Annotated in this window: 11 protein-coding genes; 8 read left to right on the top strand and 3 right to left on the bottom strand. The window is 74.9% G+C overall.

What is annotated here, in order from left to right:
• Nucleotides 1-3: 3 nt before the first annotated feature.
• The 3 genes from FHE66_RS02650 to FHE66_RS02640 all read right to left on the bottom strand — a co-directional run bounded on the left by FHE66_RS02650 (nt 4) and on the right by FHE66_RS02640 (nt 4,632).
• Nucleotides 4-1,050: a DUF2776 family protein gene (locus tag FHE66_RS02650; RefSeq protein ID WP_139071441.1), complete on the bottom strand. Its 1,047-nt coding sequence runs from the start codon at nt 1,048-1,050 to the stop codon at nt 4-6.
• A gap of 45 nt (nt 1,051-1,095) precedes the next feature.
• Complete coding sequence (locus tag FHE66_RS02645) at nt 1,096-2,658, bottom strand: ATP-dependent DNA ligase (RefSeq protein ID WP_139071440.1); 1,563 nt, start codon at nt 2,656-2,658, stop codon at nt 1,096-1,098.
• Between the two features lie 309 nt (nt 2,659-2,967).
• The gene (locus FHE66_RS02640; RefSeq protein WP_139071439.1) at nt 2,968-4,632 is read right to left on the bottom strand and encodes a bifunctional 3'-5' exonuclease/DNA polymerase; all 1,665 of its coding nucleotides are present in this window, start codon (nt 4,630-4,632) and stop codon (nt 2,968-2,970) included.
• A 118-nt stretch (nt 4,633-4,750) separates the two neighbouring features.
• Between FHE66_RS02640 and FHE66_RS02635 the strand changes: the two genes are divergently transcribed.
• The 8 genes from FHE66_RS02635 (at nt 4,751) to FHE66_RS02605 (ending at nt 13,886) form a co-directional block, all read left to right on the top strand.
• A complete protein-coding gene (locus tag FHE66_RS02635) occupies nt 4,751-5,572 on the top strand; it encodes a PhzF family phenazine biosynthesis protein (protein ID WP_139071438.1) in 822 nt (273 codons plus the stop codon).
• A gap of 45 nt (nt 5,573-5,617) precedes the next feature.
• On the top strand, nt 5,618-8,191 hold the full coding sequence (locus tag FHE66_RS02630; RefSeq protein ID WP_139071437.1) for a LuxR C-terminal-related transcriptional regulator: 2,574 nt from the start codon (nt 5,618-5,620) through the stop codon (nt 8,189-8,191).
• A 158-nt stretch (nt 8,192-8,349) separates the two neighbouring features.
• The gene (locus FHE66_RS02625; RefSeq protein ID WP_255303584.1) at nt 8,350-10,479 is read left to right on the top strand and encodes a VWA domain-containing protein; all 2,130 of its coding nucleotides are present in this window, start codon (nt 8,350-8,352) and stop codon (nt 10,477-10,479) included.
• A 76-nt stretch (nt 10,480-10,555) separates the two neighbouring features.
• Nucleotides 10,556-11,206: an alternate-type signal peptide domain-containing protein gene (locus FHE66_RS02620; RefSeq protein WP_139071435.1), complete on the top strand. Its 651-nt coding sequence runs from the start codon at nt 10,556-10,558 to the stop codon at nt 11,204-11,206.
• Between the two features lie 61 nt (nt 11,207-11,267).
• Nucleotides 11,268-11,840 (top strand): signal peptidase I, encoded by a 573-nt coding sequence (locus FHE66_RS02615; RefSeq protein ID WP_139071434.1) that lies wholly within the window; start codon nt 11,268-11,270, stop codon nt 11,838-11,840.
• Nucleotides 11,837-12,451 (top strand): alternate-type signal peptide domain-containing protein, encoded by a 615-nt coding sequence (locus tag FHE66_RS02610; protein ID WP_168202722.1) that lies wholly within the window; start codon nt 11,837-11,839, stop codon nt 12,449-12,451. The genes FHE66_RS02615 and FHE66_RS02610 overlap by 4 nt, the downstream gene beginning before the upstream one ends.
• Nucleotides 12,448-13,146 (top strand): hypothetical protein, encoded by a 699-nt coding sequence (locus FHE66_RS15295; RefSeq protein ID WP_176554615.1) that lies wholly within the window; start codon nt 12,448-12,450, stop codon nt 13,144-13,146. Before FHE66_RS02610 ends, FHE66_RS15295 begins: the two co-directional genes overlap by 4 nt.
• Nucleotides 13,143-13,886 (top strand): hypothetical protein, encoded by a 744-nt coding sequence (locus FHE66_RS02605; RefSeq protein WP_139071432.1) that lies wholly within the window; start codon nt 13,143-13,145, stop codon nt 13,884-13,886. Before FHE66_RS15295 ends, FHE66_RS02605 begins: the two co-directional genes overlap by 4 nt.
• Nucleotides 13,887-13,939 lie beyond the last annotated feature (53 nt).

Below are 13,939 nucleotides of genomic sequence, written 5' to 3'. Positions count from 1 at the left end.
CTCCTAGGACGACGACGTGCCGGCCTCGAGGATGGAGACGATCGAGAACAGCGTGAAGCACACGGCGCCCAGCCCGACGAGCACGTGCGCCCCGACGAAGAAGCCCGGCTGCGTCGTCGTCGCCTCGAAGAGGAAGGCCGCGAAGAACAGGCAGGCGAGCGCGGTGCCGATCGGGATGATCGGGATCCGGTTGGCCAGGGCGAACACCTGGCGCCACACGAGCGCGAGCAGCACCACCTTGGACAGGATGCTGAAGCAGATGAGCCCGAGGCCGATCAGCACGGTCCCCGGCGCGAGCCGGGCGGGGTCGTCCGAGGCGAGCAGGACCCAGACCCCGAGGACGACGTTGACCGTCCCCATCGCCACCACCCACCAGGTCCACCGGTAGCGCTCCGCGTCGCCGAACTCGTTGCGGACCTGGCGCACGATGCTCGCCACCAGCGCGATGAGCGCGGAGCAGATGACGGACAGACCGGTGAGGACGTGCGCGGCGACGAGGGCGTCCGCGCCGCCACGGGCGTAGAGCGTCGCGGAGACGGCGAGGCCGACGATGGCGAGGACCGCCGGGATCGCGATGAGCACCGCCCCGACGCCGCGGGAGTACGCGCCGTCGGGCGGGCCGCTGCCCGGGGCGAGTTTCGCGCTGCGCTGGATGAGCGTGAACTTCGTCGACGCCGTCGCCACGGTGCTCACGCACGCGGCGATGAACCCGATGCCGAGCATGACGTGCCCCGCGACGACGTACTCGGTCTCGCTGCCGCGCTGGATGACCGTCACCCCCCAGATGACCGTCGCCAGCGCGACCGCGTAGCCGAGCGTGGGGAGGACGATCTCCCACACACGCCCGTACCGGTGGACGAGCTGGCGGATGATCGTCGCAGCGGTGGTGAACAGGGCGATGCAGATCGCGGTGAGGGCGATGTTCACGTGCCCCGCCACGACGTGGGCCGGGTCGTCACCGCCGGACAGGACGTAGAGCCCGAACGCGAGGCACACCGCTCCCATGACGAGCGGTATCGCGCGGAACAGGACGCTGATGAACGGGCTCATGCGTACCCCCGATGGACGAGCCGACGTCCACAGGCTAGGCCCGGGTCACGGTCCCGGCGCGCCGGGCGCCGTCTCGTCCGCCTCGCGGGTGCCGGCGACGGCGCGGACTGCGTCCAGGGTGTCCGCCTCCGCGGCCGTCTTGTCCTCCCGGTAGCGCAGCACGCGGGCGAAGCGCAGGGCCACCCCGCCGGGGTAGCGCGGGGAGCGCTGCACGCCGTCGAACGCGATCTCCACGACCTGCTCGGGGCGCACGTGGACGACGTGCCCCGCGCGCCCGGTCTCGAGCTCGAGGAACCGGTCGGTCTGCCACGCGAGCATCTCGTCGGTCATGCCCTTGAAGGTCTTGCCGAGCATGACGAAGCCGTCGCCGTCGCGGGCGCCGAGGTGGATGTTGGAGAGCATCCCGCTGCGTCGTCCGCTGCCCCACTCCACCGCGAGGACGACGAGGTCGAGGGTGTGGCGCGGCTTGACCTTGACCCACGCGGCCCCGCGGCGCCCGGCGTCGTACGGGGCGGACAGGTCCTTGAGGACGAGGCCCTCGTGGCCACGCGCGAGGATCTCGCGGAAGAAGGCGTCGATCTCGGCCGGGTCGCCCGAGACCCGGCGGGGGACGAGCGCCGAGGCAGGGACGACCTCCTCGAGGGCGGCGAGGCGCTCGCGGGCAGGGGCGGTGACGAGCGTCGTCCCGTCGCGGTGGAGGAGGTCGAAGAAGTAGACGGTGAGCGGCGTCGTGCCGCCGGCCGCCTCGTGGCTGCCCGTGCGGGAGGCGGTCTCCTGGAAGGGGCGCGGGCGGCCGTCGTCGGCGAGGGCGATGGCCTCCCCGTCGAGGATGAGCTCAGTGGCAGGCAGCGTCCGGACGACCTGGACGATCTCCGGCACGCGCTCGGTGATGTCGTCCAGGGAGCGGGTGAACACGGCGACCTCGTCGCCCGCCTTGTGCACCTGGACCCGGATCCCGTCGATCTTGCCGTCGGCGGCGACGACCTCGCCGTCGTCGTCGCGGAGCTTGGCGAGGGCCGCGGTCAGGTCCGGGGCGGGGGAGGCGAGCATCGGGCGGACCGGCTGGAGGACGGCGGGGCGGAAGTCCTCCAGTGCCGCGGCGCCGCCGGTGAGCGCCGCGCGGGCGACCGGGCCGGTGAGGGCGCTGAACATCGCCGCCCGGCGGACCGCGGTCACCGGCACGTCTGCGGCGTCCGCGACGGCCTCGATGAGCAGGGAGTCCAGGGCGCCCTGGCGGACCTCGCCGAGGACGAGCCCGCGCAGGTGCTGCTGCTCGTCGGCGGTGAGGGCGCCGAAGAGCTCGGCGACGGCGGCGGTCCGGCCTGCCTGGGAGCCGGCGCCGGACAGGGCGGCGATGTGTTCGAGCCGCTCGTCGACCTCGGTGGGGGTGAGGGTCGGGGCCGCCGCGGGGGCGGGCAGGTCGGCGAGGGTGCGCCACCCCAGGCCGGTGCGACGCTGGCGCACGCGCCCGGAGAGGTAGGTCGCGACGACGTCGACCTCGGCGTCATCGGCCTCGCGCAGGGTGGCGGCGAGCAGGGCCCGTTTCTCCAGCCGTGAGCGCGTCGCGGCGACGGCGGCGGACGTCTCGGCGAGGCGCGCGAAGAGCATGGTGCCGAGTCTGGCAGCGCCCCCCGACACCCGCCCGGCCGGGGCGCTTTGAACGGAACTCCGCTCTCGCGCACAACTCCGCTCTCGCGCACAACTCCGCTGTCGCGCACAACTCCGCTGTCGCGCGCAACTCCGCTCTCGCGCAGAAGTCGGCTGTCGTGCGGAACTCGGCTGTCGTGCGGAAGTCGGCTGTCGCGCACAACTCGGCTGTCGCGGGGGAGGGGGGTATGCGCGCGCTGGCGTTGGCGCCTCACCCCTGGCCTCCGCCCCCGACCCCCTTGCGCCGAGAGCTGGATTCTGCGGGGGCCGTCAGGTGGCGTCGGCGTAGGTGTCGACGAGGGAGACGTCGAGGGGGAAGTCGACCGGGAAGTCGCCGAACAGGAGGCGGCCGGCGCCGGCGGCGGACTCGCGGACCGCCTCGGCGACCTCGTCGGCGAGGGCGACGGGGGTGTGGACGATGACCTCGTCGTGGAGGAAGAAGACGAGGTGCGGGCTGCGGCCGGCCCCGCCGTCGCCGCCGAGCACCCGCAGCCGGGCGCGCAGGTCGGCGAGCCAGCACAGCGCCCACTCCGCCGCCGTGCCCTGGACGACGAAGTTGCGCGTGAAGCGTCCCCAGTCGCGGGCCAGGCGCCGGGCGCGACGGCGGTCCTCGTCGGTGGCGCCGCCCTCGTGCTGCCGGTCCTGGACCGCCTTCCACTCCGGCGGCGGGAGCGGTGAGGTGCGCCCGAGCCACGTGCGCACGGTGCCCCCGACCTCACCGCGCATCGCGGCGCCCTCGACCACCGCCGTCGCCCGGGGGAAGGCGCGCAGCAGCCGCGGCGCGAGCTCGCCCGCGGGACCGGTCGTCGCGCCGTAGAGCGCGCCGAGCATCGCGACCTTCGCCTGGGCACGGGTCTCGATGACGCCCTGGTCCACGACCCCCTGGTAGAGGTCACCGCCGCGGGCGGCGCGCGCCATCGCCTCGTCGCGGGCCATCGCGGCGAGCACGCGCGGCTCGAGCTGGGCGACGTCGGCGACGACGAGCCGCCACCCCGGGTCCGCGACGACGGCGCCGCGCACCTGCTTGGGCAGCTGCAGCGCCCCACCGCCGCGGGTGGCCCACCGGCCGGTGACGACGCCGCCGGGCACGTAGTCGGGGTGGAACCGCTCGCGTCCGGCGCCCGTCGGGCCCGGCCGCACCCACTCCTCGGCCCAGGCCCAGCCGTTCGCGCTGTGCAGCCGGGCGAGCCTCTTGTACTCGAGCAGCGGCGCGACGACGGGGTGGTCGACGTGCTCGAGCTCCCACTTGCGCGTCGTCTGCACCGCGATGCCGGCCCCGTGCAGGGCACGCAGCAGGGCGGGGCCGGAGTCGGGGTTGAGTGCGGGGGCGGCAAGGGTCGTCCGGACCTCCTCGGCCAGCGCCTCGAGAACCGGCGGGCGGGCGCCGTGCAGCGGGCGCGGGCCGAGTGCCTCGGTGAGCAGCCGGTCGTGCGCCGCGCGGCTCCAGGGCAGGCCGTCGTGGCGCATCTCGGCGGCGATCAGTGCCCCGGCGGACTCGGCGGCGAGCAGCGTGGCGAGCCGTCCGCGCTCGGCGCTCGCGGCCACCGCCTCCCGCTGGCGCAGCCGCTCGGCGAGCACCTCCTCGGCGGGCAGCGTGAACGTGGCGAAGAGCGTGGGCGGGGCGTCGGGCCGGTCCTCCGGCTCCTCGGCGCCGTCCCACAGGTCCGACGGCGGGGGAGCGTCCAGCGCGCGGCGCAGGATCGTGCGGCACAGCCGCAGGTCGAAGCAGCGCTCCACGCGCACGCCGGCGCGCAGCAGCCGTGCGTACGTCGCGGCCGTGTCCGCCCACACCCACCGAGGGTGGGAGGCGGCCTCGAGCTCGGCCACCCGGGCGGGCAGCTCCTCGGCGGGCACGAGCGAGGCGGCCGGGGCGACGCCGTCGGTGAGGACGGTCAGTCGGACGCCGTCGGACTCCTCGGCCACCACGATCTCCACCGCCCGAGCCTACGTCGGCACCTCCGACACCCCGGCGCACGGTGGCGCTCCGGGCCCCAGGCCGGAGCCCCGGTGCCCGGCCGGGCCGGGGCCGGCGCCCGGGGCTAGGGTGTGCGCCATGCTGCAGCGGCGGTTCCTCCAGGTGGACGTGTTCGGGGCGCGACCGTACGAGGGGAACCCGGTGGCGGTGGTCGTCGACGGCGAGGGCCTGTCCACCGAGCAGATGCAGCGCTTCGCCGCGTGGACGAACCTCTCCGAGACGACGTTCCTCCTCCCGCCGACCGACCCCGCCGCCGACTACCGGGTGCGCATCTTCACCCCGGGCGGCGAGCTGCCCTTCGCCGGGCACCCCACCCTCGGCTCGGCCCACGCGTGGCTCGCCTCCGGCGGGAACACCGCCGCGGACGTGCTCGTCCAGGAGTGCGGCATCGGGCTCGTCGAGCTGCGCCGCACCGGTGACCTGTGGGCCTTCGCCGCCCCCGACCTGCGCCGGTACGAGCGCCCCGACGACGCGACGCTCGCCCGCGCCACCGCCGCGCTCGGCCTCACCCCCGACGACGTCGTCGACGCCTCCTGGCTCGACAACGGCTCACCCTGGCTCGCGCTGCGGCTCGGCTCGGCGCGGGCCGTGCTCGACGTCCGTCCCGAGCACCTCGGCGACCTCCACCTCGGGGTCGTGGCCACGCCCGGCACCGACGGGGCCGACGTCGAGGTCCGCGCCTTCGCCGGTGACGTCATCGGCGAGGACCCGGTCACCGGCAGCCTCAACGCCGGGCTCGCCCGCTGGCTCACCGACACCGGTGTCCTCACCACCCCCTACGTCGCCGCGCAGGGCACCGCGCTGGGCCGGGCCGGGCGTGTCCACGTCACCGCCGCAGACGGCGCGCTGTGGGTCGGCGGCACGGCGACGACGGCGATCGCCGGGGCAGTCGCCCTGTGAGGCCCTCGCCCGCCGCGCCGTCGGTCCCCGCGCTAGCCTGAGGCAATGGTCAGCGACGGCGCGCGCTCCGGCCTCGTGCGGACCGCTCGCGACGCGGTCCTCGAGGGGACGTGCGTCTGGCTGATCGGGCTCCCCGGCGCGGGACGGTCCTACACGCTGGACCGGGTGGGGGACGCCCTGCGGTCGCGGGACTGGGACGTCGTCGTCCTGCGGGAGCACGGCCTTGCGTACGGCGCCCGCCCGCTCCAGAGCCTCGTGCTGTCGGGTCTCGCGCCCGGCGCGACCTCCCTCAACTCCGCGGTGGAGGCGCTCGAGCAGCGGTTCGCCGACGACCGCTCGGTGCTCCTCGTCGACGGCGCGCACGCGGTCGACGAGGTGTCCGCCGCGGTGATCGGTGCGGTGCTCGGCCGCCGTCAGGTGCCGATCGTCGCCGGCGCCCCGCCCCCGTGGCCCGACGCCGCCCGCTCCGAGGAGCTCCTCGACGGGCGGCAGGCGACGACGTTGTGGCTGCCGGCCCTGCCGTTCGAGGAGATCTACGAGCTGGCCCAGAGCCTCCTCAGGGGCGAGGTCGAGGCAGGGGTGGCCGGACGCGTCTACTCCCTGTCCGGCGGGATGCCCGGCTTCGCCCGCTCGATCGTCACCGAGGCGCGCCGGGCCGGGCACCTCGTGCTCGAGGGGGGCCGGTGGACCGCCCGCCGGGACCTGTGGACCCCCGCCCTCAAGACCAGCGTCGAGCGGCTCCTGCGCGACCTCGGGGACGAGGGCGTCGTCCCGCTGAGGGTCCTCGCCGCACTCGGCCCCACCGACGTCGAGACCGCCCAGGAGGTCCTGTCCTGGGACACCCTCGTGCGGCTCGACGACCACGGCCTGCTGCGCTTCGTGGAGGAGGAGGGACGGACCGTCGTCGTCCTCTACCCGCCGCTGCTCGGTGAGCACCTGCGCCAGACCGGCCATGGTGCCCGCGGGATGCGCGCCGTCGAGATCGTCAGCGCGGCCCTCGGCCGGCCACCCGCCGAGGGGCAGCAGCCCACCACGCTCGCACCACCCCGGCGCTGGTCGAGCTCGCCGGAGTCCGCCTCGGTCCTCGGCCGCGTGCTGCGCGACCACGCGACGACACGGGTGCTCGCCTGCCGCGACGCCTGGGAGCGGACGCCGTCGGTGCGCGCGGTGGTGGACTACCTCGACGCGCTCGTCGTGCGCGGCGCGCCGCACGACCAGGTGGAGGCGGTGCTCGCAGCGGCTCACTCCGAGACGCTCGTCAGCTCCTCGCCCTCCGCGGGCCTCCTCGTCGCGTGGGAGGCGACCTACCGCGCCTCCGCGGCGGGGGACCTCGAGGCCGCGCAGATCCTCCTGGCCTCCGCGCGCAGTGCCCGGCCGCAGGACGCCGAGCTCTTCGTCGCGGTGTCCGACCACATCCGACTCACCCTGGGCGGTCCTCCGCTCCCCGGTGGGGCCGTGCCCCTCGCGCCCGCTCCCGGCCTCGAGGAGGAGTCGATGGCCGCCTACGTCGGGGACGTCGCGCGGCTCGTCGCGGGGGAGCGGCTCCTCGCCGAAGGGCGAGCCGTCGAGGCCATGGACCTCATGGCCACGGTGCACGTCTCCTCTCCGGTCCCGGACTACGCCGCGCTCATGCCGCTCGCCACGCTCTGCGCGGGGCAGATCGACACGGCGACCAACAGCGCCCTGCGACTCCTCGAGGAGGCCCAGGGCGCACTCGACGAGCTCCGCATCGAGTTCTCCGGCTACGTCGCCGCGCTCGGCCTCTACCTCCAGGGCCGGCTGACCACCCTGCGCGACCACCTCTCGGCCGTCTTCGCGATCAACGCCGCGAGCCCGCTGCGTCCGCAGAGCCACGCCGGCCTGCTCACCGTCGGAGCCGTGCTCGCGCTCGCCGACGGGAACCTCCTGTCGGCCCGCTCGATGACCCGGCAGGCGCAAGCCACCGGGGTGCTCGCCGCCTACGCGCCCGCGTGCCGCCCGGCAGTGGCGGCGGCGGCCGTGGACGTCGCCGACGGCATGTCGGTGGACGAGCTCGCCTGGGCGTGGGACGGGATCGTCCGCCTCGCCGACGACGGGCACGTGCTCGCCGCGCTGTGCGACGGGGCGTGGCTGCTCGGCGACCACCCCGACCGGGACCGCGCCCGCGACCTGGCGGCGCGCATCCAGGGGGTGCAGGGCCCGCTGCTCCACGGCCTGCACGGCTACGTCTCGGCGCTGGGGGAGGGCTCGGTGGAGGAGCTGCTCGCCGCCGCGGACGAGCTGCTCGGCTGCCGGGCGGTGCTACCGGCGGCGCGATCGTGGCAGAGCGCGGTCCGGCTCCTGCTCGAGACCGGGCACTACCGGCAGGCGTCGGTGGAGCTCGCCCGCCTGCGCGAGGTCGTCCTGGCGGAGGGCGAGGAGCTCTCCCGCGCGCTCAGGAACCTCGAGCCGGGCGCCCAGCTGACCGAGCGCGAGCGCGAGGTCGCCCGGCTCGCCGCCGCGGGGGAGAGCAACAGGGAGATCGCACGACGGTTGTCGATCACCGAGCGCACCGTCGAGAACCACGTCTACCGGATCTTCCGGAAGCTGGCGATCGGCTCCCGGGAGGAGCTGCGAACGGCGCTCCAGCACGTCGGCTGAGTACCGGTACTCACGGCTCGGCCGGGCACCTACCAGTGCGCCGGCCTCCTCCACTCCATTCGGTGTCGCGTCCCGGCGTGCGTGACGGCGACTGGTGTCTGCTGGATCCGGGACGGCGATCGGGCCGCCCATCGGATCAAGGAGACACCGTGAGCACCATGGGGCAGAGGCACGCGAGGCCGCGGCATGCCCGCGCCGCCGGGAGGCGGCGCACCGCGCTCGTCGCCGTGACCACGCTCGTCAGCGTGTCGCTCGTCGCTGTCGCACCCGCACCGGAGCCCGCCGTCGCGGCCGGGGAGCCGGAGCAGGTGCCGGTCGCAGCCGTAGTGACGGGGACGGACGGGCAGGCCGACCCCGCGGCGGAGCAGCCGGCCGACGACGTCGCGCCGGCGCAGCCGACCGCACCCGCGCCGCAGCAGCCGGCGGGGGACCCCGCCCCGCAGCAGCCGGCGGAGGACCCCGCGCCGCAGCAGCCGGCCGAGCCGGCGGCCGCCGCAGGGCGGGCCGCCGCCACGCCGGCGCCCGACGCGGCAGCGCCCCTCGCCGTCCCCAGTCCCTCTGAGGAGTCGTCGGTCATCAACGTCAGGGTCGGCGGTGACAGGACGGGCGGCACGACGGTCGGCCCGCTCGCCGGCGTGACCCTGAACCTGTGGGACGGGAACTCCTTCACCGGCCCGACGACGCCGCGCACCGAGGACTGGGCGACGTGCACCTCCGACGCCCAGGGCGACTGCACCTTCGTCGTCCCCGACACGCAGTTCCGCGGAGCCAACTACGAACGCCACTTCTGGGTGGTTCAGGCGGGCGCGCCCGCGGGCTGGTACTCCAACCCGTCCCTGGTGACGGGCACCGCCGACGACCACGGCCCGACGCAGTACCGCTTCATGACCCCGGAGCTGCACGCCGGCGAGACCTACGTCTCGGGTAACCCGTACTTCATGGGCTCGGCGTGGTCCATCTTCGGGCACGCGGAGGACTCCGGCGGACTCTGGCAGAACTCGCGGGTCAACCCCGCACTGCCCCAGACCTGCAGCGCCGGCCTCGACGTCGCGCTCGTCCTCGACCTGTCGGGCTCCGTCGGGAACGCGGGCGCCCTGGACGACCTCAAGGCCTCGGCCATCGCCTTCGCCGAGTCCCTGGAGGGCACCGGGTCCCGGCTCGCGCTCTACACCTTCGCCACGCACGCCCCCAGGTCGGCCGACGCCACGGGGACGAACTACCCGCTCACCGACGTCGACCGCAACCTGCAGACCATCCGCTCGCGGATCAACGCCTACGAGGCCGGGGGCGGCACCAACTGGGACCGCGGCATCTACCAGGTCGCCACCAGCGCCGACACCTACGACGTCGCGATCGTCGTCACCGACGGCCTGTCGACCTTCTTCGGCCCCGATGCCGAGGGGTCCGGCAGCTCGACCCGGTTCGTCGAGACCGAGCAGGCGATCGCCTCCGCCAACGCGCTCAAGGCGGAGGGCACCCGGGTCCTGGCCGTCGGGGTCGGGGAAGGTGTGAGCGGGGAGTCCGACAACCTGCGGGCGATCTCCGGCCCGACGCCGCACACGACCTCGGCGAGGAACGCCGACTACTTCCAGACCGGGTGGCAGGAGCTCGCGGGCGTGCTCAGCTCGGTCGCCCGGGGCGCGACCTGCCGCGCCGAGATCACCGTCGACAAGATCGCCGAGCCCTACGCCGGCACCGCCGGACCGGGCGCGGGCTGGACCTTCGACGCCTCCACCCAGGGCGGAGCGGCCGTCGCGCCGGTGCGCGGTGAGGTCACCGGCACCGCGGGCACGGTGGAGTACATCGTGAGCTTCGACCGTCCCGACGCGGCCGCGAGCACCGTCCGGCTCGAGGAGCTCATCTCGCAGGACCAGCGGGCCGACGGGTGGAGCCTCACCGGACTCGCGTGCACCGCCAACGGCGTACCTCTGACGACGGTCCGCGTGGGGGACGGGACGAGCGTGCCGGCGGCGGTCGGCGACGACATCGCCTGCACCTTCACCAACAAGCAGCGGCTCGTCCCCGGCATCGAGATCGTCAAGCAGGCGTGGGACACCCCCGCCGCCGACGGACTCGACGGCGCCAAGGAGCTCCCGGCCGGGGCGAAGGTGTCCGAGGGCACGCGTCTCACCTGGACCTACACGGTCCGCAACACCGGTCGGACGGCGCTGGAGGGCATCCGCGTGAGCGACGACCAGGGCGTCACCGTCACCTGCCCGCGCCAACGGCTCGGCGTCGGTGAGCACATGGTCTGCACGGGCTCGGGCCCGGTCTCGGCGAGGCCGTGACCCGGCAGCCGCGCGCGGTGCCGTGCGGACGACCACAACACAACGGGGGAACGAGAGGAAACAGGAGAGGACACTGATGAACAGCAGGACCACGACAGGACTCGTCGCGGGGGCGGCCGGAGCGGCACTGCTCGTGGGTGGAGGGACCTTCGCGCTGTGGAGCGACAGCGCCACCGTCGACGGCGGCACCATCACCTCCGGCACCCTCGACGTCGAGCTCGTCGGGACGCCGCAGTGGCAGGACGTCTCGGCGGACCGTGCCGACAGCCCCCACGCCATCGACCTGGAGACCTTCCGGATCGTCCCGGGCGACACGATCGAGGGACGCTACGGCATCGACGCGGCCCTCGAGGGCGACAACATGGTCGCCGAGCTCGGGCTCGCCGTCGGTGAGGCGTCGGGCGAGCTCATCGCCGCCGAGAACGGGGTGAGCGTGACCTACTCCCTCGTCGACGCCGACGGCGCACCCGTCGGCAACGTCACGGACATCGCCGCGGGGCAGACGGTCGAGGTCCGCTTCGTCTCCGCCGACAACTCCGCCAAGGACCCCGCGCTGCCGGTCCTGCCGGCCGAGCTCACGGGTGAGGCGCAGTACACCGTCGTCGTCACCGCGACGTTCGACGAGGGCACCCCGGAGCAGGTCCGGACGAAGGCGGCGGCCGACCTCGCCGGCCTCGCCGTGTCGCTCGACCAGGTCCGCGACGCCGGCGTCGTCGACGCCTCCTGACCCGCCGGGTGGGGGCCGTCGGGCCCCCACCCACCGTCCCCCCGACCCAGGAAGGAGCAGCATGGAGACCACGGCCACCGTCGCCCGCCACGACCGGCCGGACGCCTCCGTCGGCCGGGCCGTCCTACGGGGCGCCGGCGCGGTGCTCCTCCTCGGGCTGCTCGTCCTCGCCCTCGCGGTCGCCGTCGTTCCCCGTCTCCTCGGCGGGGCGGCGCTCACCGTCCTGTCCGGGTCGATGGAGCCGACGTACTCCCCGGGGGACGTCGTCGTCGCGGTCCCGCAGGACTCCTACGACGTCGGCGACGTCGTCACCTTCCAGCCCGTCTCCGGCGACCCGACCCTCGTCACCCACCGCGTGGTCGGCGTGCGGCTCGGCAGCGAGACGCGCTACGTCACGCGGGGGGACGCCAACGGGGCGGACGACGCCCCGATCGTTGCCGACCAGGTCATGGGGCGCGTCGTCTACCACGTGCCCTACCTGGGGCACCTCGCCACCGCGGTCGGTCCCTACCGGGGCCTGATCGTCACCGGCACCGGGTGCCTGCTCATCGGCTACGGCGCCTACCGCGCCCTCTCCGCCCCTCCTGTCGACCGCCGCCGTGGCACGACACCGACCACCAAGGAAGAACCGTGAACCCCCCACCCACCATCCGGCGCACGGCGCTGCCGGTCGTGGCCGTCGCGCTCCTCGCGGGCGTGGCCGGAGCCGGCGGAACCGTCGCGCTCTGGTCCACCGACGAGGGCGCCTCGCCCGCCGAGCTCACCGCCGGTGACCTCGACATCGAGCTCCTCGGCACGGCCGAGTGGCTCGAGACCTCGGCGGACGTCGCCACCGCGCCGCGGCCGATCGACCCCACCGACTTCCTCGCCCGCCCGGGCGACTCGGTGACCCTGACCCAGGACTTCACCACCGAGCTCCAGGGTGACAACCTCACCGGCCTCCTCGGCGTCGACTGGGAGGACGCTCCCTCGCTTCCCGCCGGTGTCACCGCGACCTACGCGGTGCGCGACGCCGGGGGAGCCGCGCTCGCCACCGACGTCCCCGTGGGGACGCGAGCGGCGCTCGACCGGCTCGACGCCGACGACGACGGGCGCAGCGACACGTTCACCATCGAGGTGACCATCGAGCTGGCGCAGGAGATGGCCGACCGGGTGGGCGCGGACGCCGCGCCGCAGGTCGCCCGCCTCGGGGACATCGTCCTCACCCTCGACCAGACCCGTAGCGGGGAGGGGTTCACGTCATGAGCACGACACGTCGCCGAGTGAGCGCCACGGTCGCTGCCGCCGGGCTCGTCGGAGCAGCCGTCGGGATCGGCGGGGCCTCCCTCGCCCTGTGGCGCGACAGCGTCGAGGTCGGCGGGGTGGTGAGCACCGGCTACCAGTCCTTCGCCGTCGGCAGCCCGGGTGCCACCGTGGCCGCGCCGTCGGGCACCGCCCGCTTCACCGTCGGCAGCGAGGCCGCCGCCGCGCTCGTGCGCGACGGTGAGGTCGCCGTCCCCGTCCAGGTCGACAGCGTGAGCCAGGGCAACAAGGGGCTGCACTACACCGTGACCCCGCCCGCGAGCTGGGGCGAGGGGGTGCTCGGGGCCTCGGAGGTCCACGTCTTCCGCGTCGACTCGGCCGCGGCCTGCACCACCGAGGCGCTGTCCCCGGACACCGTCCCGGCGCCAGGCCCGCTGTCCTCCACCCCGGTCCCCGCGACCTACACGACCGAGCTCGTGAGCGAGTTCTGGTGCGTCTACGCCTCGTACGACGGGCCGCCCGCCCTCGGGGAGTACGCGAACACCGCGACGGTCACCGCCGTGGCGCCGGGCTCCGAGCAGGTCAGCGACGAGGACGACTGGAACGCCACCGTCGTCGCCGACCTCGACCCGGCCGACGAGCCCGACCACGTCCTCTCCTTCACCTCGACCACCTTCCGCCCAGGGCAGGAGCCATGAGCCACACACGAGCCGAGCGAGCGTGCCTCACGGGGGCACTGACCCTCCTCCTCGCCGCCACCACCACCGGGACGGCGCGGGCGGCCTACGACGACGCGATCCAGCTGTCGTGGGACGGGGAGACCTACGCGAGCGTGCTGAGCGAGAGCTTCCTCGGCGAGCCCGTCACGGTCCCCGGCGACAGCGCCTCGCGCACCGTCGTCGTGCGCAACGACGGCCCGACCGCGGGCGTGCTGCGGGCGAGCGTCGTCGACGTCGAGCTGCTCGACCCCGAGTCCTCGGACACCCACCACGCGACGGGGGAGGACCAGGGCAGCTTCTACGACGACCTCGTCCTCCACTGGCCGGACGGGGAGGCGACCTTCACCGAGCTCGCCGCCGCGGGCACGACCCCGGTCCTCGAGGTCGTCCTCGACCAGGGGGAGGAGGTGCCGCTCGCCCTGAGCTACGAGCTGCCGGTGGACGCGACCTCCGGCAACACGGCGAACGTCGCGCCCCGCGAGGCGAGCTTCGACGTGCTGTTCGAGATCGGCGGCACCCTGCCCGCCGTCATGGACGAGGAGCAGACGCCGCCGGCGAACTTGGACGGGACGGCCGTGCCGCCTGCCACCCGGCCCCCCGCACAGCTGGGCCAGACCGGCGTGGAGGTGGGCCTGCTCCTCGGCGGCGCCGCGCTCCTCGTCGGGATCGGTGCGGCGGCCCTGCGCCGGGCGCGCCGGTCCGGTCCGCAGACTCCCTGACGGCGCCGCCCCCACCGTCAGGGAACCGGGACGCGCACGCCCGTGGAGCAGGC

Origin of the sequence: Georgenia sp. 311 (genome assembly GCF_006151955.1) — a bacterium.
Taxonomy (GTDB): Bacteria; Actinomycetota; Actinomycetes; order Actinomycetales; family Actinomycetaceae; genus Oceanitalea; species Oceanitalea wutianyii.
Note: the sequence above shows the minus strand (reverse complement) of the source record. Positions and strands in the feature narration are given on the sequence as shown.